Here is a 22,158-nt window from a genome sequence, read left to right as displayed (position 1 = left end):
CGTCCTCACCTTCCCAGGAGCCGTGCGCTCCTCGCCTCCTCGCGCGCCCGGCGGGCGCGGCGATGGTCCTGTGCGGTGGCCGTGCCCGCGCTCGCCATGATGTCGGCCTGCTGCGGGCGGTCCGGTCCGCTGTCCCGCCCGAGCTGCCACGGCACGCTCGCGACGACCACGCGCGGCAGGTGCGCGAGACGGTCGCCGAGACGGCGCACGGAGTGGTTGTGCAGGGGCGAGAGCCACCAGTGTCCCACCAGGAACAGGGGGAGGTAGACGATCACGACGTCGCGCGGGTTGCGCTTGAGCAGACTGCGCACGTAGGCGAGGACCGGACCGTTCACGTCCCGATAGGGAGAGTAGAGCACGCGCAGGGGCACCTGGATCCCGAGCGAGCGCCAGCGCTCGACGGCGCGGCGCGCATCGGCGTCCTCGTCGTGCACGGCGACGGCCTCGAGGGTCGAGTGCCGCGCGGCGGAGGCGACGGACAGCGCGCGCATCGTGGGCCGGTCCAGCCCCGACACCAGCACGATCGCATGCGAGCGGGAGGGCAGGGCGGTCGGGTCGTCCACGCCCTGGCCGGGCAGCCGGGGACCGATGAGCGCCCCCTCCCCCGCAGTCGACGCATCGGCACCGGGAACGTGCTCGGCGGCTGCGTCCGCGGCGGAGTCCTGGGTGGGGGCCTCCGTGCCGGCCCCGGACCCGTCGTCGGCCAGCGCGGGGATCGCGAGCTGCGCACGCACGGAGGCGTAGTGACGCTCGATGAGGCTCATGAGCACCCACAGCGCGCCCATGATCACGACCGCCGCCCAGGCGCCGTGGGTGAACTTCGTGGTGACCACGATGAGCAGCACGGCGGTGACGACGACGAACCCGATGACGTTGACGACGCGGCGCAGGCGCAGGGTGCGGCGCATGCCGCCGCGGATCTCGAGACGGATGGCGCGCGTGAAGTGGCGGACCATCCCCAGCTGGCCCAGGCTGAAGGAGACGAACACGCCCACGATGTACATCTGGATGAGCACGCTCACCCGCGCACCGGTCCACCACACCAGGAGCCCGGAGGCGACCGCGAGCAGGATGATGCCGTTGGAGTAGGCCAGGCGGTCCCCGCGCACGCGCATCTGCTTGGGGAAGCTGCCGGCGGCGGCGAGCACGCTCGCGAGGTTCGGGAAGCCGTTGAACGCGGTGTTCGCGGCGATGAACAGGACGATGCCCGTCACGGCGGTCACCGCGTAGAAGAGCAGCGATCCCGGACCGGAGAGCGCCTCGGCGATCTGTCCGATGACCGGCAGCTGCTGGTAGTCGGGGATCGGGGCGCCGTCGCGCACGAGCTCGCTCGAGGGGTCCTCGACGTAGCGCACGCCCGTGCGGGCGGCCAGCGCGATGATCCCCAGGATCATCGCCGAGGAGATCGCGCCGAGCGCGAGCAGCACGATGCCGGCGTTGCGCGCCTTGGGCGGCCGGAAGGAGGGCACGCCGTTGCCGATCGCCTCGACGCCGGTGAGCGCGGCGCTGCCGCTCGAGAAGGCGCGCAGCACCAGGAGCGCGCCTCCGAGCGCCGTGAGCCCCTGCCCGTAGCCGGGCTCGGCGACCAGGTCGAGATCCGCGCTCGGCGCGCGCCCGATCCCCCCGGTGAACGTCTCGATCGCGCCGATCACGACCATCAGGCCGATCGCGGCGACGAACAGGTAGACCGGGATCGCGAGCAGCGAGCTGGACTGGCGCACGCCGCGCAGGTTCACGAGCGCGATGAGGGCGATCAGCACGAGCGCGACCCACATCTCGTGGCTGTGCAGGAACGGCAGGATGCCCGAGGCGTAGTTCGCGGCCTGGGCGACCGAGACCGCGACGGTGAGCGCGTAGTCGACCAGCAGCGCCGATCCCACCAGCCGTCCCGCTCCCCTGTTGAGATTCGTGCGCACGACCTCGTAGTCGCCGCCGCCTCCCGGGTACTCGCGCACCGTGTTCAGCCCGGTGAGGACCACGACTGCCATCAGCAGCACGACGGCGACGGCGACCCACCAGCTGATGACGTAGCCCGTCACGCCGGCGAGGGCGAGGGTCAGCAGGATCTGGTCGGGGGCATAGGCGACCGAGCTCAGCGCATCCGAGGAGAAGGTCGGAAGCGCGAGCCGCTTGGGCAGGCGCTCCCGGGACAGTCGATCCGTCGCGAAGGCGCGCCCGAGGACGAGACGCTTGAACGCGCCGGAGGGGCCAGGCACGACGTCCACTCTAGTTGCACAGGCCGTCGGAGTCGCACCGACGGGACGCTTGCCGGGAGGCCGGACGCTCCCGGCCCGGCGACGCGGCGACCGCGTGCGCGCCGAGGATGTGCGCGGACTATCGTGGCCCCGTGCACTTCGTGATCATGGGCTGCGGCCGCGTCGGGGCGATGCTCGCCCACAAGACCCTCCGCATCGGGCACGAGGTCACGGTGATCGATCGCGATCCCGTGGCCTTCCAGCGCCTGGGACGGGACTTCCCCGGCCGCTGCGTGACGGGCATCGGCTTCGACCGCGAGACCCTCGAGGAGGCCGAGATCCGCTCCGCCGCGGGCTTCGCGGCAGTCTCCAGCGGCGACAACTCCAACATCATCGCCGCCCGGGTGGTGCGCGAGGAGTACGGGCTGCGCAACGTCGTCGCCCGCATCTACGACCCCCGCCGCGCCGAGGTCTACGAGCGCCTGGGCGTCGCGACGGTGGCGACCGTGCGCTGGACGAGCGCCCAGATGCTCGGGCGCCTGATCCCGGGCGCCGCGAGCCGCGAGTACCAGGACATCTCCGGGAAGGTCACGATGATCGCCGTGGTGCCCGACGAGTCCTGGATGGCCGCACCGCTGGCCAGGATCGAGCAGGAGACCGGGGCGCGCGTGGCACTGCTCACCCGTCTCGGCGAGGGCGTGCTGCCGGGTCCCGCGACCCGCCTGCAGGAGGGGGACGTGCTGCACCTGATGGTGCCGACCCCGCGGCTGCCCGAGATCGAGAGCACCCTCGCCCATGCGCGCGGCGGCGACGAGGGCGGCCTGGGTCCCGCAGGACGGTCCGGGACGAGCGGCGTCGAGGAGGAGACACGATGAGGGTCGTCATCATCGGTGCCGGCAGCGTGGGCCGCTCGATCGCCCGCGAGCTGCTGACCAAGGGCCGCTCGGTCACGCTCGTGGACCGCTCCGTCTCCCCGGAGAAGCGCACCTCGGTCAGCGGGGTGCAGTGGGTCGAGGGCGACGCGGCCGAGCTCGCCGTGCTCTCGGAGGCCGACGTGGCCTCGGCCGACGTGGTCGTCGCCGCGACCGGCGACGACAAGGTCAACCTCGTCGCCTCCATGCTCTCGAAGACAGAGTTCCTGGTGCCGCGCACCGTCGCGCGCGTCTCCCACCCCTCGAACGAGTGGATGTTCGGGGACATGTGGGGCGTGGACGTGGCGGTCTCCACGCCGCGCACGATGACGGCTCTCGTCGAGGAGGCCGTGAGCGTGGGCCGGATCGTGAAGATCTTCAGCTTCTCCGGGTCGCGCACCGACATGGTCGAGATCACGATCCCTCGCCGCAGCCCGATCGTCGGGCGCCTGGTGGGCTCGATGCGGTGGCCCGCCTCGTGCGTGCTCGTGGGCATCATCCGCGACGGGCAGCCGATCGCGCCGTCGGCCCATGACGCGCTCGAGGCGCACGACGAGCTCATGTTCCTCGCCGAGTCGGAGCACCTGCGCGCCCTCGAGGAGCTGCTCGCCCCGCCGAGCGCCCCGCAGGATCCCGAGGAGCTGCCGAGCATCCGCACCGAGGAGATGCCCAGCGTGCGCCCCGAGGAGCACTGAGCGCGGGCTCAGAGCGTCGTGTCCGGCGCGCTCTCCGCCTCCGCCTCGAGGCGGGCGCGCACCGAGCGGTGCAGCATCCACACCAGCCACACCACGAGCGCGAACAGCGGCAGCCCCATGACGAGCTTCGCGACGCCGAGAGCGGCGACCTGCCCGCTCAGGTACAGCGGGAGCTGCACGGCGAGCTTGAGCACGTAGAGGCCGACGAACAGCCACGTCGCCTGCGTGTAGGCGCGACGGGCGAGGGGCTTCCCGCGCCAGGCGGCGACGCGCGGGTCCAGGAGGCCGACGACCACGCCGACCAGCGGGTACCGCGCGAGGATCGAGACCACGAGCACCGCGGCGGCCACCGCGTTCGTGATCAGCCCGGGCACGTAGAAGTCGGTGCCCTGTCCCGAGCGCAGCGCCCAGATCGCGCCGACGGCCACCCCGATCAGCCCGCCGAGCACCTGCGAGGGGTTCTGTCGCTGCACGAGCCGCACCACGAGCGCCACGAGGACGACGGCCACGGCCGCCCCGCCCGCGATCGGTATCGACCGGGTGACCACGAACAGCACCACGAACAGCGCCGTGGGCAGCACGGATTCGAGGATCCCGCGAGGACCTCCCAGGGCATCGCCCACGGAGAACTCCTCGCCCGTGAGCACGGCGCCCATGCCCGAGCGCGGCGCGGCGTGATCCGGGCGCGCGGCAGCAGGCTCTTCGGCACGCGGAGCGGCGCCCTCCTCCGGTCGCTGGGCAGAGCTCACGCGTCCTCCTCCTCGCCCGGCAGGCCGGTGATCTCGTAGCGCGGGTTGTACATGACCTTGTGGTGGCCGCGGCGGGCGGCCACGCCCTCGAGGACGAGCCGGGTGCCGGGGCCGACGCCGGGGATCCGCGACTGGCCCAGCCAGATCGCGGTCACGGTGCCGGTGCCGTCGAACACGTCGATCTCGAAGGACTGCGGGGCGCTCGTCGGCGGGATCACCATCGAGCTGACGAAACCGGTCACGCGGACCTCCCGTCGGCGCTCGATGTCCTGCGCGCAGTCGAAGCCGTCCTCACGGGCGCGCCTGCCGGCCTCGCGGGCGTCGAGCACCTCGCTGTCCACGAAGTGGCCGCGCAGGCGCTCGGCGAGCTGCTCGGCGCGGCCGTGGCGCTCCGCCGCGCGGGACCGCGCCTCCGCGGCCCGGTGATCCGGGTTCCGTGCTTCCCTGGTCCTCATCGGGTCCCCCTCAGCCGATCTCCGTGATCTCGGGCCCTCGCTCGAGCGGGTTCAGCGTGGTGTCCTCGGCGGGGACCAGGCCGGGACGCTGCCCGGGGAGGTTCAGCGGGATGAGCTCCTGGGGAGCCATGGCATCGCTCCCCCGCACCACCACGATGCGCGAGATCAGCGTCTCGAAGGCGCGCGAGGCCTCGGCGTCGCCGAGGGCCGGACCGGAGAGGATCGCGCGCAGCAGCCAGCGCGGCCCGTCGACCCCGATGAAGCGCGCCGGCCGGTAGCCGACGCGGCCGTCGGACCGCTTGACGGGCAGGCGCGCGATGAGCTCGGTGCCGAAGGGGCCCGGCCGGGTCTCCGCGGTGCCGCCCTGCTCGACCACGGACCCGCGCAGCGAGGTGCGCACCTCGTCCCACAGCGCGCGGGACTTCGGGGCAGCGAACGCCTGGACCTGCAGCGAGGATCCCTCGATGACGAGGTTCGCCCCGGTGACGGCCCGGGTGCGCTGGTCCATCTCCATCCGCAGTTCCATGCCCTCGACCATCGGCACGAGGAGTCCGCCCAGGTCGATGCGGTCCTCCTCGGGGGCATCGGCCGCGTCGAGGGGTCCGTCCTCCAGGTGGTCTCCCCCGAGCGCCCCGTCCGCGGTTGCGGACTCCCGGGTCGACGAGGTCGCCTCGTCGGGATCGCTCGTCGTGTCGCTCGCGGCATCGCCGGACGCCGTCGTCGACGCGTCGTCGTCCGTCGCGCCCGTCGGCCGCGCCTGCTCGGCGGCATCCTCGTCCTTCGCCGCGCCCCTGCGGGTGTCCGCGGCAGTGCCCTCGGCCGTGTCCTCGTCCGAGGCCTTGGCGGTGACCTTGCTCGTGTCCTTGCGGGAGAACAGTCCCATGCTCACTCCTTCCCGTCGGCGCCGGCCGCGCTCGCGGCGGCGTCCTCGGTCGAGATCACGGTCGCGCCCTGGCCCTCGACGCCCTGCAGGCCGCCGCTCGAGCCGAAGCCGCGGTCGGCGCGCTCGCTCTCCTCGAGGTCGGTGACCACCTCGAGCCGCGGAGCGACGAAGGGCACCACCACGAGCTGCGCGATGCGGTCCCCGCGGTGGACCGTGAAGTCCTGCTCACCATCGAGGTTCACCAGCGGCACCCGCACCTCGCCGCGGTAGCCGGCGTCCACGACGCCGGGCCCGTTGAGGACCGTCACCCCGTGGCGCACGGCGAGGCCGGAGCGCGGGCACACCAGGCCCACGGTGCCCTCCGGCAGGGCGAGGCTCACGCCCGTTCCCACCAGGGCCCTGCCCAGGGCGGGGATCACGAGGTCCTCGGAGCTGATGAGGTCGAAGCCGGCGTCGTGCGCGTGCGCGCGGTAGGGCAGCACGGCCTCCTCCGCGAGCACGACCGGCATGCGGGGCGCTCCCCCGGGCTCGGCCGCGGGCTGTTCGTCGATGGTCATGACTCCAGACTAGGCGCACCCGGGGACCGCAGAATCCTCTCCGGTGCGCGTGAGACGATTGGCGCATGCCCGACGCCTCCGCCGACTCCGCCCGTCCCCGCGCCCTATCCGATGCCACCGCCCTGCATCGCGAGAGGCTCCTGCCCAGCATCGGCGTCTGGATCGTGGGGATCGCGTTCGGCAGCGTCCTGGGGGTCATCCTGGTGCCGCTGTCCCATGCGCTCTCGCTGGCCGTCGGGATCATCGGCATCGTCGGCGTGTGCGTGATGCTCGCGATGGCGAGCCCCGTCCTCGAGGTCTCGGGCGGCACCCTGCGGGCGGGCCGTGCGCAGATCCCCGTGGACCTGCTGGGCGAGCCCGAGGTCCTCGACAAGGACGGCTGGTCCGTCGCCATGTCCGTGGGCTTCGAGCCGCTCGCCTTCCATCTCACGCGCGGATGGGTGCACACGGGCGTGCGCGTGCCCGTGCTCGACGAGACGGATCCCACCCCGGCGTGGGTGCTCTCCACGCGTCGGCCCGAGGACCTCGCCCTGGCCCTGCGCAGCGCGCGCTCCCAGCACTCCTGACCCGAGGGGATCCCGACCCGCGAGGCCCCTGGCCCCTGAGGCGGCTCCCCCATCGCTCGCGCGATCTCGAGCGGACGAGAAACGGGGCGGCACACCAGTCGGTGTGCCGCCCCGTTCTCATGAGCGCCCGTGCCGCAGGGCGCCGGATGCGTCCCCTCAGGCGCATTCCTTGCAGATGATGACCGTGCCCTCGACATGGTCGATCTGGCTGCGGTGCTTCACCAGGAAGCAGCTGCCGCAGGTGAACTCGTCCGCCTGCCGCGGGAGCACCCGCACGGACAGCTCCTCGCCGGAGAGGTCGGCCCCAGGGAGCTCGTAGCCGTCGGCGACCTCGGCCTCGTCCTCGTCGACCGCGGGAGTCGCGGCCTCGTTCCGGCGGCCCTTCAGCTCCTCGATCGAGTCCTCGGAGGACTCGTCGTCGTTCTTGCGCGGTGCGTCGTAATCAGTGGCCATCGGAAGTGAATACCTCGATCAGGAGAAGTGTCGGGAGTCCGGGCACAAAAGGAGTGTCTGGCCTGCGTGGCTGTCAGCTCCCCCGGCGTGCCCCTCGGTGTTGTCCACGCCGGATGCGGCGCGATTATTGCAGAGCGGGTGCCATATCACAACACGGAGTATCCGACCGGCTCCGGCGGGCGCGTCCGCCGAGGTCGCGAGGCGGGCGCGATCTATGATCTGATCACGTCGCGGACCATGCTGCGACGGGAGAGGACCACGATGCGAGAGCTCGAGCTCGACGGGATCCATGACGACGGCGAGCACATCGTCCTGCGCGACCCCGACGGCGAGCAGTACACGCTGAGGATCGATGAGGCGCTGCGCGCGGCCGTGCGCCGCGACCGACCGGCCCTGGGGCTGATCCAGTCCTCGGAGGCGACGGCGCTGCGCCCGCGGGAGATCCAGGCGCTGCTCCGCGGGGGCCGGACGGCGGACGAGATCTCCGAGATGGCCTCGATCGACGTGGAGCACGTGCGCCGCTACGAGGGCCCCGTCCTCGCCGAGCGCGGCTTCACCGCCGAGCGCGCCCGCGGCTTCAAGGTCGACCGCTCCGGCGGCCCGGTCCTCGACGAGATCGTCACCGAGCGGCTCGCCGCCCGGCAGGCCCTCGAGGGACTGCGGTGGGACGCCTGGCGCCTGCCCGACGGCACCTGGAACCTCGAGCTGGTCTTCCGCTCCAGCGGCCGCGATCGCGAGGCGCACTGGATCGCCGACATGACCCGCCAGGTCGTGGTCGCGGAGGACGACGAGGCCCGCTGGCTGAGCCTCGACGACGACGCGCTCGACCAGCCCGTCGCGGGTCGCGCGCGTCTCACCTCGCTCAAGAGCTCGGTCTACGACCAGGAGTCCGACGCCGACGGCGCCTCGGCGCGTCCCCGCCGCACCGCGCCGCGTAGCCTCGGCCGCCAGGCCCCCGACCGCGGGGACCATCCCTCGCGCGGCGGACGGGGCGATGCCATCGATGAGGACGCCCTGGACGCGCTCAACGCCCGCCGCGGCCTGCGGTCGGTTTCTGCCTCCCTGGACGACGAGCCGACCTGGTCCACCCTCGAGGAGGACGAGGAGCGCAGCACCCGCTCGGCCGACGAGGACGCGCTGCGCGAACACTCCGACCCCCCTCGCGCGGACCTCCCGGAGGATGTCGACGAGGACGACGTCGACGGCGGCGCCCAGGCCGACGACGACGATCTCGAGGTCACCGGCGGCCCCGAAGGAGACGTCGACGCGGAGCGCGCGGACCCGGACACGGAGGGCGCGGGCACCGACCCGGAGCCCCTCGTGGTCCCGGGGCGCACGCTCGAGGAGTCCGTCGCCACCGGTGATCGCGCGGCGGACGAGGAGCCCTCCGCAGCCGCGGGATCCGAGGCCGACGACTCGGGCCGGGGCACCGGCTTCGCCCCTGCGGCGAACGACACGGTGGACCTCACGCCCCTGCCCGGTTTCGACGATGTCGCGTACTCCCCCGCGGAGGACGCCGAGGCGAAGTCCGCGAAGGACGGCGACGGCGGACTGGCGGGATCCACCGCTCAGCGCTCCGGGGACAAGGACGCGAAGAAGTCCGGCAAGGGTGACAAGAAGTCCTCGTCCTCGAGGGCGAAGCGCTCGAGCATCCCGAGCTGGGACGAGATCGTCTTCGGCTCGAAGCACGACTGACGTCGAAGCGCGGCTGATTCAGGCGCCCGACTGACGTCGCGTCCGGCTCACACGCGCCGTCGCTGCGGGTTCCGCTCACACCTCCACGGTGAGCAGCGGCACCAGGGACTCGGCACGGGTGAGCGAGCCGTGCACTCCGGTCTCGGGCCGGCGTGAGGGCGCGTGACGACGGGAGTCGTCGACGATCCATCGTCCGCGCGCCAGCACGATCGCATCGCCCAGCCGGCCCTCGAGGTGCGGAGCGATCGGAGCGGACGTCACGGGGCCCAGCAGCCCCGCGCCCAGCATCTCCTCGCGCGAGAGCACGACTCCGCGCTCCCCCACCGCCTCCCGCGTCGCCTCGATCAGATCGGGGGCGTCCTCCGGGCGGCGGGCGAAGAGCACGAGCGCACGCGGCTCCCCCGCGACCATCGCGAGTCCGCGGCGCACCGCGGGCACGCGCGCGAGGTCGATCGTGCGCTCCCCGGCGGTGTCGACCAAGCCGTGGTCGGCGGTCACGTGGACGCGCGTTCCCCCGGGCGCGCGCCGCAGCAGCGTCCCGATCAGGGAGTCCGCGCCAGCCAGCGCATCGCGCCAGGCGTCCGAGTCGACCCCGTGCTTGTGGCCGGCATGGTCGACGTCGTCCACGTGCAGGTGCACGAGCGCGTCCGGGCCGCCCGCGCGCAGGGCGGCGAGGGCCGCTCCCGCCCGGTCCCCGCGCTCGGCCTGCGCGAAGAACTCCCAGCCGCGGAACGCGCTCCCGGTGAGCAGGCTCCCGGCGTGCTTCGCGGGGGCGACCTGGAGGGCGGGTCGCCGCGTGCTCTCGGCGGGCACGGCGCACGGCATCCACTGCGCGGGATCGATGCCCGCGGCCCCCGTGAGCTGATTGACCGCGCGCCCGGTGCGCGGATCACGGGTGAGGTAGCCCAGGACACCGTGCTCGAGCGGTGCGAGACCCGTGATCAGGGAGGTCATCGCGGTCGCGGTCGTCGACGGCGCGACGGTGCGCACGGTGCGCACCTCCTCGCGCAGCCGGCGCAGGGTCGGGGTGATCGCGAGGTGCTCCTCGAGCAGCTCGCTGCCCAGCCCGTCCACGAGGACCACGAGGTCGCGCCCGCCGTCGGCCCGCGCGAGCAGGGGCGGCATGATGTCGAGCTGACCGGGCCGAGCGCCGTCCGCGAACGGGGCGACGAGCAGGTCGGGGGCCGACGGGAAGGTCGTCCCGACCGCATCGCTGCGGCGGGAGGCGGAGTTCTCGCCTGCCGGGGTCATCCGACGGCGTCGATCGCGTCCAGCAGGCGGTCGTGGAAGCGCACGGCCGCGTCGACGGCGTCCTGGCCGTCGGCGAGCGCGCTCACGCGCAGGGCCAGATCGGCGGGTGAGAGAGTGCCGCTCCAGCCGTGCTCGGCCTGGCACTCGGGGTCGTCGCACCAGGCCCGCTCGACGTCCAGGCGCCGGCTGCCGCCCCAGGTGACCGCGAGGGTGACCTCGGCCTCGCTGCCGCGCACCCGCGTGCCGTCGGAGTCGAAGACCTGGGACATGCCCGTGGTGTGCACGCGGTCCAGGCGCACCCGCTCGGTGGTGGAGACGACCTGGCTGGGGTTGAGCTCGTCGGCCGGATCGTCGTCGAGATGGGTGACCACGAGGTGGCGGTCGGTGATCACGAGGACCGTGAGGTGGCGTCGCACCTCGGGCCCGTCGAAGGTGGTCTCCGGCCGCACCAGGTGGGCGCGCACGGGCGCCGCGCGCAGCGCCCGCTGCACGCAGGCGGCGGCGGTCTGCGGGAAGTACCCGGCGCTCTCGAGCTCACCGAGGAGATCCGTGGGAAGTGCGGTGGACATGGGGTCCATCCTTCCACGCGTGCACGGACCCCGTGACCGCGCGGGCCGGGCGAGGGCCGGGTGCGGACCGGGCGCGCGGAGCGGGCGGGGACCGGCGGGCGCTCAGGCGCTCGCGGGCCCGCTCAGGGTGCGGCGCAGGCTGTCGGTGCGGTTGGGCGCCTGGGCGACCTCGGCGCGGGCGCCGATGATCGTGCACCCTCCGCGGCCGACGACCACGGGGTGCAGCACGAGGGAGTGCAGCTCGGGCAGATCCTCGGCCATGAGACCCACGCGGATCACGAGGTCCTCGAGCCGCGCGCGGTCGGCGGCGGGGAGTCCCAGGTGGCCGCGGAGCTTCACGGAGGTCGCCGGGCCGTCGATGAGCCGCCTCACGGACTCGTCGTCGAGCGGCGGGATCGCGTAGGCGACGTCGTCGAGCAGGTCGGTCGCGTCCCCGGCCAGGGAGAAGGCGAGCACGGGGCCCAGCGACGGGTCCTCCACGCTGCGCACCACGACCGGGATGCCGGGGGCCGCCATCGCCTGGACGGCGAGGTCGGCGCTCGAGAAGGCGAGGTCGCGGCGCATGGCGGCGAAGGCGTGACGCAGCTGCACGGCGTCGGGGATGTCCAGGCGCACCCCGCCGAGGTCGCTGCGGTGGCTGAGCACGGGGTCGGTGCTCTTGAGGGCCACGGGGTAGCCGATCTCCGAGGCGGCGCGCACGGCGTCGTCGGCGTCGGAGACGGTGCGGGAGGGCAGCAGGTGCAGGCCGTAGGTCTCGAGCAGGGCCCCGGTGCGCTCCTGGTCGAGCGCTCGCGGCGCGGCGCCCGGGGCTCCGGACGCGGAGATCTCGGTCTGGACGATGCGGCGGGCCGCCTCCCGGTCGATGCCCTCGCGCGAGGCGGGCTCGTCCCCGCCGACGGCACCGCGCCGGGCGGCGAGCATGCCCGCGGCCGCGCGCACGGCGAGCACGGGCGTGGGGTGCAGCGGCGGCATCTCGTCACTCCCGCGGGTGGCGCGCTCGAGGGACTCGAAGCGGTCGAGGTCGGTGACCACGCACACCACGAGGCGCACGTCGGCCCCGCGGGCGGTGCGCGCCATCCGCGCGAGGGAGGCGGAGAGGTCCTCGCCCAGGGCGTCGAGCACCGCGAGGACCACCACGTCCACCTCGCCGAGTGCGGCGAGCGAGGTGAAGGCGCGCTCGACGAAGCGGGGGTCCGTGCCCAGCAGCGCGCGGCGCTCGTCGCGCACCACGCGCAGTCCGGCCGCGTCGGCCGCGCCCCGCAGGGACTCCCCGAGCGCCGCCGTGTTCGCGAGCAGCCCGACGCGGTCGCCGGGCGGCACGCCCTGGCGGTCGAGGGCGTCGACGACGTCGGTGAGCTGGTCGACGCTGAGGGTCGGCACGACCCCGGCGGAGAGCAGCACCTGGTCCAGCGCTCGTCGGGGCAGCTGGGAGGAGCGCACGTCGTGCCCGGGAGGCGCCGCCGTCGTGGTCCCGGGCGGGCGCAGGACGACGAGCGGCCTCTCGCGCGTGATGCGCCGCGCGATCCGCGTGAACTTGCGGGGGTTGCCCATGGACTCGAGCGAGAGCGCGATGACGCGCACGTCCTCGTCGTCCTGCCAGTGCTGGAGGGTGTCGTTGAGGGAGACGTCGGCGCGGTTGCCGACGGACACGAACTCGTGCACGCCGATGCCGCGGGACTCGACGCCGCCCAGCAGCATCGCCGAGAGCGCCCCGGACTGCCCGGCGAGCGCGACGCCTCCCGCGCGCGGGAGGTGCGGGACGAGGGAGGCGTTCAGGGCGTGCTCCCCGGTGCGCAGGAACCCGAGGGAGCCGGGCCCCAGGACGCGCACGCCCTCCCGGCGCGCCGCGCTGACCAGGCTGCGCTGCAGGGAGGGCCGCTCCGCGGCGCCCGGCGCGTGTGCCCCGCGGCCGCCGGCCGCCCCGTGGCCGTCGGCCGCCCCGGCGCCCGCGGTCTCGGCGAAGGCCTCGGTGGGCAGCAGCACGGCGCGCACCCCGGCGCGTCCGCACTCCTCGACGGCGGCGATGCAGTCCTCTGCGCGCGCGAGGGCGATGACCGCGAGATCCACGGGGCCGGGGACGTCGGCGATCCGGGAATGGGTGCTGTGGCCCTGCAGCTCGAGGGCGTCTCGGGCGACGACGTGCAGCTCGCCGTCGTAGCCGGCCTGCTCGATGTGCCGCAGGATCCGCCCGCCCATCGAGTCGCGATGCGAGGACACCCCGAGCACCGCGATCGAGGCGGGATGCAGCATGCGCTCCATGGCGCGGGCCTCCGCGCGGTGCTCGCGCTCGGCGATCACGGCGCGGGAGCGCTCGGTGGGGTCGATGCTGAACTCGACGACGACCACGCCGTCGTCGTAGGTGCGGCGCACGTCGAAGCCCGCGTCGGTGAAGACGTTGATCATCCGGCTGTTCTGCGGGAGCACGTCCGCCACGAACGTGGCGACGCCGCGCTCCCGGGCGGCGGCGGCCAGGTGCTCCAGGAGCACGGATCCCAGTCCCTTGCCCTGCTGGGAATCGGCCACGTTGAAGGCGACCTCGGCCTCGGCCGTCCCCTCGAGGCGGTCGAAGCGGCCGACGGCCACGATGTCCTCGCCGATCAGCACGATCAGGGCGACGCGGTCGCGGTGGTCCACGACCGTGAAGCGCGTGAGGTCCCGCGGGGAGAGCTCCGGCATCGGGGCGAAGAACCGCAGGTACCGGGAGTGCTCGGACTGCGCGGTGTGGAAGCGCTGGAGCGCGTCGGCGTCGCTCGGGAGGATGGGCCGCAGGTGGGCGGCGCTGCCGTCGCTGAGCGCGATGTCCGCCTCCCAGTGGGCGGGGTAGGCGGCGGAGGCAGCGGTCCCTCCGGCACCCGCGCCGGAGCCCGCGTCGCGTCGTGCTCCCATGCCCCGATCATACTGAGCGCCCGCCGTCCCGGGTGCGGGCCGATGGTCCCGCCGATCCCCGTCGGACGCCCTCGGCCCGCCGCCCGAGCGGCCCCGTGCCCGCGGCGTCGGCGACATCACCGCCCCCGCCTGCACGGTTCCTGGGCACGGATGCGGCAGGATGAACGTCATGGCACGACGCAGCAGCACCGCAGGCAGCGATGAGGACGAGAACATCGACGGCGTCGTCGTCGATGTCGACGTCACCAGTGAGATGGAGACCTCGTACCTCGAGTACGCGTACTCCGTCATCTACGCGCGCGCCCTGCCCGATGCCCGCGACGGCCTGAAGCCGGTGCAGCGCCGGATCCTGTACATGATGGACGACATGGGGCTGCGCCCCGACCGCGGGCACGTCAAGAGCCAGCGCGTGGTCGGCGAGGTGATGGGCAAGCTCCATCCCCACGGCGACAGCGCGATCTACGACGCCCTGGTGCGCATGGCGCAGAGCTTCTCGATGCGCATGCCGCTCGTGGACGGCCACGGCAACTTCGGCTCGCTCGACAACGGCCCGGCCGCCGCCCGCTACACCGAGGCGCGCATGGCCAGGGCCGCGCAGCTCATGACGGCCTCCCTCGACGAGGACGTCGTCGAGATGATCCCGAACTACGACAACCAGCTGCTGCAGCCCTCCGTGCTCCCCGCGCAGTATCCGAACCTCCTGGTCAACGGCGCCTCGGGGATCGCCGTCGGCATGGCCACGAACATGGCCCCGCACAACCTCGTGGAGGTCATCGCGGCGGCCCGCCACCTGATCTCCCACCCCGACGCGGACCTCGAGGACCTCATGCGCCTGGTCCCCGGCCCGGACCTGCCCACGGGCGGGCGAATCGTGGGCCTGGACGGCGTGCGCGACGCGTACCGCACCGGTCGCGGCTCGTTCAAGATGCGCGCGACCACCAAGGTCGAGAACATCACCAGCCGCAAGAAGGGCATCATCGTCACCGAGCTGCCCTACCAGGTGGGGCCCGAGCGCTTCGCCGAGAAGCTGCGCGACGCGGTGCAGTCCAAAAAGGTCCAGGGCATCAGCAACTACCAGGACCTGACCGACCGCCGCCACGGACTGCGCCTCGAGCTCACGGTGAAGTCCGGCTTCAACCCCGAGGCCGTGCTGCAGCAGCTCTACCGCTTCACGCCGATGGAGGAGTCCTTCGGCATCAACAACGTGACGCTCGTCGAGGGGCAGCCGCGCACGCTCGGCCTCAAGCAGCTGCTCGAGGTGTTCATCGCGCACCGTCTGGACGTCGTGCGGCGCCGCACCGCCCACCGACTGGGCAAGCGCAAGGAGCGCCTGCACCTCGTCGAGGGCCTGCTGATCGCGATCCTCGACATCGACGAGGTCATCCAGATCATCCGCGCGGCCGACGACGGCGAGCGCGCCCGCACCGCCCTGATGGCCGCCTTCGACCTCTCCGAGGCGCAGGCCGAGTACATCCTCGAGCTGCGCCTGCGCCGCCTCACGAAGTTCTCCCGCATCGAGCTCGAGACCGAGCGCGACGAGCTGCGCGCCGAGATCGAGCGGCTCGAGGAGATCCTCGCCTCCGAGGAGCTGCTGCGGCAGGTCGTCTCCGACGAGCTCGCGCACGTCGCCGCCGAGCACGGGACCCCGCGCCGCACGGTGCTCCTGGAGGCGGGCTCGCAGCAGGCGACCTCGCAGGCCGCCCCACTCGAGGTCGCCGACGAGCCCTGCCGCGTGCTGCTCTCCGGCAGCGGGCTCATCGCCCGCACGAGCGACGCCGAGGACGTGGTCCGCGAGGGCGGCCGCTCCTCGCACGACGTGGTGGTCGCCGACGTCCTCACCACCGCCCGCTCGCAGGTGGGAGCGGTGACCAACCTCGGACGCCTGCTGCACGTCGGCGTCGTGGAGCTGCCCGCGCTCGCCCCGACGGCGGGCCCGCCGAGCCTCGCGGGAGGCACGAAGCTCTCCGACCTGCTGACCCTGGAGAAGGGCGAGCGGGTGATCGGACTCGTTCGCGCAGCCGGCGCGGATCTCGAGCGCGGTGGCAGCCTCGCGCTCGGCACGCGCCAGGGCGTCGTCAAGCGGGTGACGCTCGACTTCCCGCGCGGCGACGGCTTCGAGATCATCTCGCTCAAGGATCGCGACGAAGTCGCGGGCGTCGTCGACCTGCCCGAGGACCCCGCGGCGGGCGACACCGACCTGGTCCTCATCACCTCCGATGCGCACCTGCTGCACTTCCCCGCCTCGGGGGTGCGGCCGCAGGGCCGCGGCGCGGGCGGCGTCGCCGGGATCAAGCTCGCCGAGGGCGCGCACGTGGTCTCCTTCGGGGCGGTCGACGTCACCCGCGAGGCGGAGGTCGTGACGATCTCCGGGACCTCGGGCGCGCTGCCGATGACCCAGACGGGATCCCTGAAGGTCAGCGCCTTCACCGAGTACCCGGCCAAGGGCCGTGCGACCGGCGGCGTGCGCTGCCACCGCTTCCTACGGGGCGAGGACGCGCTGATCTGCGCCTGGGCCGTCAACTCCCCCGCCCGTGCCTGCTCGGAGGCCGGCCAGCCCGTGGACCTGCCCGGCCCCGTGGGGCGGCGCGACGGCTCGGGCTCTCCGGTCGCCGTCCCGATCGCCGCCGTCGGCTGACGGGCCGGCCGTCGCACCGGCGGCCGTCCGGTGGCGCGGAGCGTCGGCCGGTCTGCATCAGCCTCGGCCTCGGCCCCGCCGCTCAGTCGGCGTCGGACCGCGGGCGGGCAGCAACGTCGGTTGCCTCGGCGGCCTGGGTGGCCTCGGTGGCCTCGGAGAGCACCTGCAGCATGACGCGGGTCGCGGCGCGGGCGCCGCTGCGGTCGCCGTCCCGGGAGAGTCCCGAGGTGTCGGGCTCTGTGCGCAGGATCTCGCCGTCGAGGCGAGCGAGCGGGGTCGCCATCAGGATCGATCCCAGGAACTCCTCGCGCGTGGTCTCGTCGAGGACGAGCGTCCCGTCGGCGTCGAAGAGATCCGGCCGCTCGTCCTCGATCGCTGCGCCGTACACGCCGTCGGCCCCTGCGGCGACCACCAGCCGGCGTCCGCGGGGCTCGGCGGTCCCGGGATCGACGTCCTCGAGGCCAGGGGCCGCACTGTCCCCGGAGGCATCACCCCGGGCGCTCGGCGCTTCGGCCCCGATGTCGTCCGGAAAGACCCCGAAGGCGCTCAGCACCGAGATCGTCGGCAGCTCGCCCAGCTCAGCGGGGTCCTCGCCGTCGCGTCGGAGAGTGAGAGTGCGGTCCGCGGTCCGTCCGGGCACGGATTCCTCCCGCTGATCGGTGCCCGGTGTCTCGCCGTCCGCGTCGGCCTCTCCGCCAGCGCGCGCGATCACGCCCTGCGGATCCATCAGTCCGGCGACGCGCTCCGGCAGATCCGTGAGCGGGAGCAGGGAGAAGACGTGGAAGCCGTCCTGGAGGATCTTCTCCTCGAGCACTCCGCCGCCCGCATGCAGGTAGTACATCCACTCGGTGCGGCGGGCGCCCCGGGTCACGAGAACGTCGAGCAGGGAATCGGGCCGGTGGCGCAGGCAGTGGATGCCGGCGAGCGCGGGCGCGAGGACGTAGTCGTCGGCCATGCCCGCATCCGCGGCGAGCGCGGCGACCCGCTCGGGTGGCAGGTCCTTCCCGAACACCTCGAGGAAGGTGGGATCGAAGGTGTCCGGCCCCAGCAGGCCGCGGGCCACAAGGCCGCGCAGCACGGCGAGCGCCGCCTGGGACCGGTCCAGGCCCTCCCCCGCGAGATCGAGCAGCGGTGTCGCCGAGAGGGTGGGGCGGTCCGCGCCGTCCAGTGCCATGACCTCCTCGTCGGTGAGGACCAGGAGGTCGCCGATGCGGTCCTCGACCATGGCCAGCAGGCCTGTGGCGCAGTAGTAGTCGCGCTCGTCGAAGACGGGACCGGTGCCGGGTGCTCCGGCGGGCTCCCATGCGGTGCTCGTGCTCATGTCTGCTCCTGGTGCTGTCGCGGTCGACGGGCGGGCGTGGTGGCGGGAATCAGCCGAAGGCCCAGTCCATGGCCTTGCCCACGCCGCTGCTCACGTGTTCGATCGTGCTCTTGGCGCCGTTGCCGATGTCGTCGGCCACCTCGTGAGCCTTCGACGACACCGCACGGTAGCCATCCTTGGCGGCATCCACCGCGTCGGCGCCGCGGTCCTTTATCCATGTCGCGCTGTCCTTCACGCCCGTGGTGATTTTGTCCCAGTTGCGGTAGATGTCGCGGCCGAGTTCCATACCCAGACCGCCCACGACCAGGACGCCGCCGACGACGTTGAGGACGACGCCGACCGGCGCGCCGAAGACCGTTCCGTCGCACGCGAGGCCGATCGCCTCCACCACGCCGCCCGCGGTGACCAGCCCGTTGGCGATCGCGCCGTAGGTGTCGCCGTCCTTGATCGCGTTGAACAGCCCGAATCCGCCGGTGAGGATGTCCAGCCCGGGGACGGCCTTGCCGACGAAGTTGGCGAACTTCCCGAAGCGCGTGGCCCACGTGCCGAACCGGCCGGCCACGTCCTCCATGGTGCTCACACCCTCGGCGATCGCGGAGGACGCCTTGCCGACGTTCTCCATGAACGTCTTCGCGCCCCCGAAGACCCTGCCCAGGATGCTCTTGCCGAGCTTGTTGTCGAGCACCGAGAGGATCTTTCCCGAGAGGCCACCCGTGGCCAGGTTCAGTCCTTTCTTCGTCCAGTCCCAGAGGGCGGAGTACGTCTTGCCCACCGTGTGCTTGTAGACGTACTCGGCCCACTTCTCCGCGCCGCCCTCCGTCCACGCCTTCCAGATGCCGCGGAGGTTGCGGAGGTTGCCCAGTTCATGAAGGAGCGCCGAGGCCCCTTTGAAGATCGACGTGAGCTCCTGGATCGGCAGCCGGTCCCACAGACCCCTGCCGAAGTCCATCATGCGCTTCCACCACGGCTGCGAGGACTCCGCACCATCTCCGGTCCCGTCACCATCCGGGCTCGAGGCGCGATCCTGCTCGTCGGCGTGACGGATCAGCTCCTCGGAGCGCGCCCGCAGCTTCTCCTCGACCTGACCCATCGTGCTGCTCGTGCGCACCCAGTCGCTGCGGAAGCTCTCAGCGTCGGGCCCCTCCCATGCCGCGGTGGCCACAGTGCCGCCGATGTCGGCTCGGATCCTGCCCAGATCCCCCGCTCGGTCAGAGACCGTCGAGGCGAAGTCGCGCAGCAGCTCCGTGTTGGCACCCCAGAAGCTCGTCATGCGTGTCCCCTCCGTCGTCTCCCTCGCCACGGCTGTATCGGCCGCGACCACCGCGGTGCTGAGGCTAGCGGTGCGCACCGGGCGTCCGCGATGGGGAGAAGTCCCCATCCCGGAGGTGCGGAGCCGGGGTCCTGGCGTGCATATCATCGCCGTCATGCCCGTCGCCTTCCCCCAGAGCGCCCTGCGCAACCTGCCCAGTGCCCGATGCCTGTACGACGTGTGCGACGACAGGATGCGGAGGTCGATGAGGCCGACGCTCACGCCCTGGGAGATCTGGTTCGTCCCCGAGCGCTCGTTCGCCCCCGGCGAGCTGACGATCGCCGTCGCCGCACCGACGAAGCCGATCATGCCGCTGTTCGCCACCGACCGGAGGATCATGCTCCACCGCGAGCACGGCGGCTACCTCCACAACGCCCCGCTCGTGCATCAGGAGTGGTCGTGGGACCAGCTCGCCGTCGTGGAGTCCACGGGGTGGACCGGCATCCGACTCGGGTGGAAGGACGACAGCCGCACGATCGTGCGGGACAGGAAGCGCTCCGTCGCGAAGAACGTCGTCGAACGACTGCGTCGAGCCCTCGACGTCCACCGCGCCGGCGGGTCGTTGCGAGAGCACTGGCAGAGCATCACCGGGATGACGCCGCAGTCCCGCGATCCCCGCACGGAGGCTCTCGAGTATCTGCGCGGCAGGGACACGAGCTCCGTCTCCGGGAACAGCTGGCACATCATGAAGGTGCTGGAGCGGGACGAGGTGCCCCTCTCGACGCAGCAGTGGAGCCGGGGCCTCACGGTCAACAGCAGCGGCACGGACGAGCTCCTCGCCCAGGGCACCCGGATCTGGGTGATGACCGACCGCCGCCTGCTCGAGCTCCAGGGGGACACGTCCTTCCGGGTGAGCCGCCAGTGGGACGCCCACGACATCCTCGGAGCGCGCCTGCGGGACACGGAGCGCCGCACGACCGACACCCTCTGATCACGACCGCCGGCGAGATCCCGTTCCCCAGCGCACCCAGCGTCGAGAGGCCCACGATGAGCGACATCCGGGCGGTCTCGTCCATCAACGAGGCCGTCGAGGCGATCCGCCGCGGATGATCCGCCACGGGTGATCGCGTCGTACGTATCATCGCCGTCATGCCCGTCGCCTATCCCCAGCACGCCCTGCGCAATCTCACCAGCGCCCGCTGTCTGCGGGAAATCTGCTACGACCGGTTGACGCGGACCTCCGCCCACACCATCACGCCCTGGGAGATCTGGTTCCTGCCGGACCTGCTCATGGAGCCCAGCGAGCTCACCATCGCGGTCGCCGCTCCGCTGCGCCAGATGCGACCGCTCCTCCTCACCGACCGACGGATCATGATCCACCGCCAGCACGGCGAGCTCACGACGCAGCTGCCCACCGAGCACCGCGAGTGGACATGGGACCAGGTCACCGACATCTCGCGGAAGGGCCTGCGCGGCATCCGCGTGCGCTTCCGGGACGGCACGCACCTGGACGTGGCCGATCGCAGCCGTGCCGGCGCCAAGGACGTCGTCCGCCGTGCGCAGGCCGCTCTCGACGTCCTCTCCCGGGGCGGATCCCTCGCCGAGCACTGGCAGCAGATCACCGGGATCACACCACGACGCATGGACCCTCGGCTCGAGGCCCTCGAGTTCCTGCGGGGTCGGGACGGCAGCAGCGTCGCCGGAGAGGCGACGGACATCATCGCCCGCCTCAACCCGGACGAAGTGCCGCTCGCCGCCCAGCGCTGGGACAAGGGGCTCGCCCTCGACACCCGCGGCACCGATCAGACCTTCATGGATGCGAAGCGCATCTGGCTGATGACCGACCGCCGATTCCTCGAGATGCAGGGCGAGATGGTCTTCCGCGTGCGCCGGCAGTGGCCCGCCGCCGCGGTGCGCGGCGCGAGACTGGGAGATCCGGCCCGTCGCACCCCGGACGTCGTCCTCATCGGCGACGAGGAGATCCCCGCTCCCGACTCCCCCCGGACGGAACCCCCGCGCCCGGCCGACATCCGCTTCGCCGCCGCCGTCGACGAGGCCGTCCGGCTCGTCCGCAGTCCCTGACAGGACCCGGACGCCGCATGCTCCGGGCGGATTCGTCCCCACCCCTGCACCGGCGGGCCGAAACGGTGCGACCATAGGGGCATGAGCACCACGACCAGCCCCGAAGACCTGCCCCAGGGAGTCACCCTCGAGGACCTGCACGGCACGCCCGCGCTCGTGGTGGACATCCCCGCATGCTCCGCCGTCATCCACCTCGACGGTGCGCACCTGACCTCCTGGGTGCCCGACGGCGAGGACGACGTCCTGTGGACGAGCCCCGACGCGGTCTACGCGGAGGGCGAGCCGATCCGCGGCGGCATCCCGCTGATCGGCCCCTGGTTCGGGCCCGGCCGTGACGGGCGCACCACGCCATCCCACGGCTGGCTGCGCAACCACCGCTGGGAGGTCGTCGCGGGCGAGCACTTCCACGGCTGGGCCGACGAGGACGCGGACGTGGTGCATTCGGACTCCGTCGCGATCACGCTGGGCCTCGAGGGGGCGGATCCCTCCGGGCAGGGCATCGCCGCACAGGTGCAGTTCGTGATCGGTGCGGATCATCTCCAGGTGCGCCTGGACGTGACCGCCGGCGACGAGCCCCTCGAGCTCGAGGCCGCCCTGCACACCTATCTCTCCGTGGGAGATGTCGAAGCGGCGCGCTTCACCGGCCTCTCCGGCGCCTCGTACCTCGACAACCTGCGCGACCTCGCCCCGGCCGTCCAGGAGGGCGAGCCCGAGATCGACGGCCCCGTGGACCGGGTGTACGAGGTCTCCGGTCCGGTCACCGTGCACGACCCGGTGCTCGAGCGCGAGATCGTGGTGAGCCCGCACGGCTCGAGCCGCACCGTGCTGTGGAACCCATTCAGCGACGGCGCCGCGCACCTCGACGACATGCCGCTCGATGCGTGGAAGCAGTTCGTGTGCGTGGAGACCGCCGTCGCCAAGGACGGCTTCGTCGCCCTCGCCCCCGGCGCGACCCACTGCCTCAAGGCGCGCTACGAGGTCGCCCGGAGCTGAGCCCGGAGGCTCG

General features: G+C 72.9%; 19 protein-coding genes. 8 read left to right on the top strand and 11 right to left on the bottom strand.

What is annotated here, in order from left to right:
- Window positions 1–5: 5 nt before the first annotated feature.
- On the bottom strand, window positions 6–2,216 hold the full coding sequence (locus I8D64_RS17065) for an APC family permease (protein WP_343068370.1): 2,211 nt from the start codon (window positions 2,214–2,216) through the stop codon (window positions 6–8).
- Window positions 2,217–2,347: 131 nt separating this feature from the next.
- Here I8D64_RS17065 and I8D64_RS00535 point away from each other — a divergent pair, with 131 nt between their 5' ends.
- Window positions 2,348–3,070 carry an NAD-binding protein gene (locus I8D64_RS00535; RefSeq protein WP_200500578.1) on the top strand — a complete coding sequence of 241 codons (723 nt, stop codon included), beginning with the start codon at window positions 2,348–2,350 and terminating at the stop codon, window positions 3,068–3,070.
- Window positions 3,067–3,801 (top strand): potassium channel family protein, encoded by a 735-nt coding sequence (locus I8D64_RS00530; RefSeq protein ID WP_200500577.1) that lies wholly within the window; start codon window positions 3,067–3,069, stop codon window positions 3,799–3,801. The genes I8D64_RS00535 and I8D64_RS00530 overlap by 4 nt, the downstream gene beginning before the upstream one ends.
- An 8-nt stretch (window positions 3,802–3,809) precedes the next feature.
- On the opposite strand, the gene I8D64_RS00525 is transcribed toward I8D64_RS00530, so the two are convergent.
- The 4 genes from I8D64_RS00525 to dut are packed head-to-tail and all read right to left on the bottom strand — an operon-like array spanning window position 3,810 to window position 6,445.
- Complete coding sequence (locus I8D64_RS00525) at window positions 3,810–4,550, bottom strand: DUF3159 domain-containing protein (RefSeq protein ID WP_343068369.1); 741 nt, start codon at window positions 4,548–4,550, stop codon at window positions 3,810–3,812.
- Window positions 4,547–5,005: a single stranded DNA-binding domain-containing protein gene (locus tag I8D64_RS17005; RefSeq protein WP_214650966.1), complete on the bottom strand. Its 459-nt coding sequence runs from the start codon at window positions 5,003–5,005 to the stop codon at window positions 4,547–4,549. Before I8D64_RS17005 ends, I8D64_RS00525 begins: the two co-directional genes overlap by 4 nt.
- A gap of 10 nt (window positions 5,006–5,015) precedes the next feature.
- Window positions 5,016–5,888, bottom strand: a complete 873-nt coding sequence (locus I8D64_RS00515; RefSeq protein WP_200500576.1) for a DUF3710 domain-containing protein — start codon at window positions 5,886–5,888, stop codon at window positions 5,016–5,018.
- Between the two features lie 2 nt (window positions 5,889–5,890).
- On the bottom strand, window positions 5,891–6,445 hold the full coding sequence (dut, locus tag I8D64_RS00510; protein ID WP_200500575.1) for a dUTP diphosphatase: 555 nt from the start codon (window positions 6,443–6,445) through the stop codon (window positions 5,891–5,893).
- A 65-nt stretch (window positions 6,446–6,510) separates the two neighbouring features.
- Here dut and I8D64_RS00505 point away from each other — a divergent pair, with 65 nt between their 5' ends.
- Complete coding sequence (locus I8D64_RS00505; protein WP_200500574.1) at window positions 6,511–7,011, top strand: DUF3093 domain-containing protein; 501 nt, start codon at window positions 6,511–6,513, stop codon at window positions 7,009–7,011.
- Between the two features lie 156 nt (window positions 7,012–7,167).
- Here the strand turns inward: I8D64_RS00505 and I8D64_RS00500 are convergent, their stop codons facing one another.
- Complete coding sequence (locus I8D64_RS00500; RefSeq protein ID WP_152353089.1) at window positions 7,168–7,464, bottom strand: DUF4193 domain-containing protein; 297 nt, start codon at window positions 7,462–7,464, stop codon at window positions 7,168–7,170.
- 261 nt (window positions 7,465–7,725) lie between these two features.
- Here I8D64_RS00500 and sepH point away from each other — a divergent pair, with 261 nt between their 5' ends.
- The gene (sepH, locus tag I8D64_RS00495; protein ID WP_200500573.1) at window positions 7,726–9,159 is read left to right on the top strand and encodes a septation protein SepH; all 1,434 of its coding nucleotides are present in this window, start codon (window positions 7,726–7,728) and stop codon (window positions 9,157–9,159) included.
- A 75-nt stretch (window positions 9,160–9,234) separates the two neighbouring features.
- On the opposite strand, the gene I8D64_RS00490 is transcribed toward sepH, so the two are convergent.
- The 3 genes from I8D64_RS00490 to I8D64_RS00480 all read right to left on the bottom strand — a co-directional run bounded on the left by I8D64_RS00490 (window position 9,235) and on the right by I8D64_RS00480 (window position 13,865).
- The gene (locus I8D64_RS00490) at window positions 9,235–10,410 is read right to left on the bottom strand and encodes an alkaline phosphatase family protein (RefSeq protein WP_200500572.1); all 1,176 of its coding nucleotides are present in this window, start codon (window positions 10,408–10,410) and stop codon (window positions 9,235–9,237) included.
- A complete protein-coding gene (locus I8D64_RS00485) occupies window positions 10,407–10,979 on the bottom strand; it encodes a DUF5998 family protein (RefSeq protein ID WP_200500571.1) in 573 nt (190 codons plus the stop codon). The genes I8D64_RS00490 and I8D64_RS00485 overlap by 4 nt, the downstream gene beginning before the upstream one ends.
- Window positions 10,980–11,081: 102 nt before the next feature.
- Entirely contained in the window at window positions 11,082–13,865 is a 2,784-nt protein-coding gene (locus I8D64_RS00480) for a GNAT family N-acetyltransferase (RefSeq protein ID WP_200500570.1), read from the bottom strand.
- Between the two features lie 169 nt (window positions 13,866–14,034).
- Here I8D64_RS00480 and I8D64_RS00475 point away from each other — a divergent pair, with 169 nt between their 5' ends.
- Window positions 14,035–16,500, top strand: coding sequence for a DNA gyrase/topoisomerase IV subunit A (locus I8D64_RS00475; RefSeq protein ID WP_200500569.1), 2,466 nt, complete (start codon window positions 14,035–14,037; stop codon window positions 16,498–16,500).
- 82 nt (window positions 16,501–16,582) lie between these two features.
- Here I8D64_RS00475 and I8D64_RS00470 read toward each other — a convergent pair whose 3' ends face one another.
- The gene (locus I8D64_RS00470) at window positions 16,583–17,821 is read right to left on the bottom strand and encodes a hypothetical protein (RefSeq protein ID WP_200500568.1); all 1,239 of its coding nucleotides are present in this window, start codon (window positions 17,819–17,821) and stop codon (window positions 16,583–16,585) included.
- A gap of 49 nt (window positions 17,822–17,870) precedes the next feature.
- Window positions 17,871–19,091, bottom strand: a complete 1,221-nt coding sequence (locus I8D64_RS00465; RefSeq protein ID WP_200500567.1) for a WXG100 family type VII secretion target — start codon at window positions 19,089–19,091, stop codon at window positions 17,871–17,873.
- Between the two features lie 154 nt (window positions 19,092–19,245).
- On the opposite strand from I8D64_RS00465, the gene I8D64_RS00460 reads away from it, so the two are divergent.
- The 3 genes from I8D64_RS00460 (at window position 19,246) to I8D64_RS00450 (ending at window position 22,145) form a co-directional block, all read left to right on the top strand.
- Window positions 19,246–20,061, top strand: a complete 816-nt coding sequence (locus I8D64_RS00460; protein ID WP_200500566.1) for a hypothetical protein — start codon at window positions 19,246–19,248, stop codon at window positions 20,059–20,061.
- Window positions 20,062–20,219: 158 nt separating this feature from the next.
- On the top strand, window positions 20,220–21,152 hold the full coding sequence (locus I8D64_RS00455; RefSeq protein ID WP_200500565.1) for a hypothetical protein: 933 nt from the start codon (window positions 20,220–20,222) through the stop codon (window positions 21,150–21,152).
- Between the two features lie 81 nt (window positions 21,153–21,233).
- Window positions 21,234–22,145, top strand: a complete 912-nt coding sequence (locus I8D64_RS00450) for a D-hexose-6-phosphate mutarotase (RefSeq protein ID WP_200500564.1) — start codon at window positions 21,234–21,236, stop codon at window positions 22,143–22,145.
- The last annotated feature ends 13 nt before the right edge of the window (window positions 22,146–22,158 follow it).

Origin of the sequence: Brachybacterium halotolerans (genome assembly GCF_016623465.1) — a bacterium.
In the GTDB taxonomy this organism is placed as follows: domain Bacteria; phylum Actinomycetota; class Actinomycetes; order Actinomycetales; family Dermabacteraceae; genus Brachybacterium; species Brachybacterium halotolerans.
Note: the sequence above shows the minus strand (reverse complement) of the source record. Positions and strands in the feature narration are given on the sequence as shown.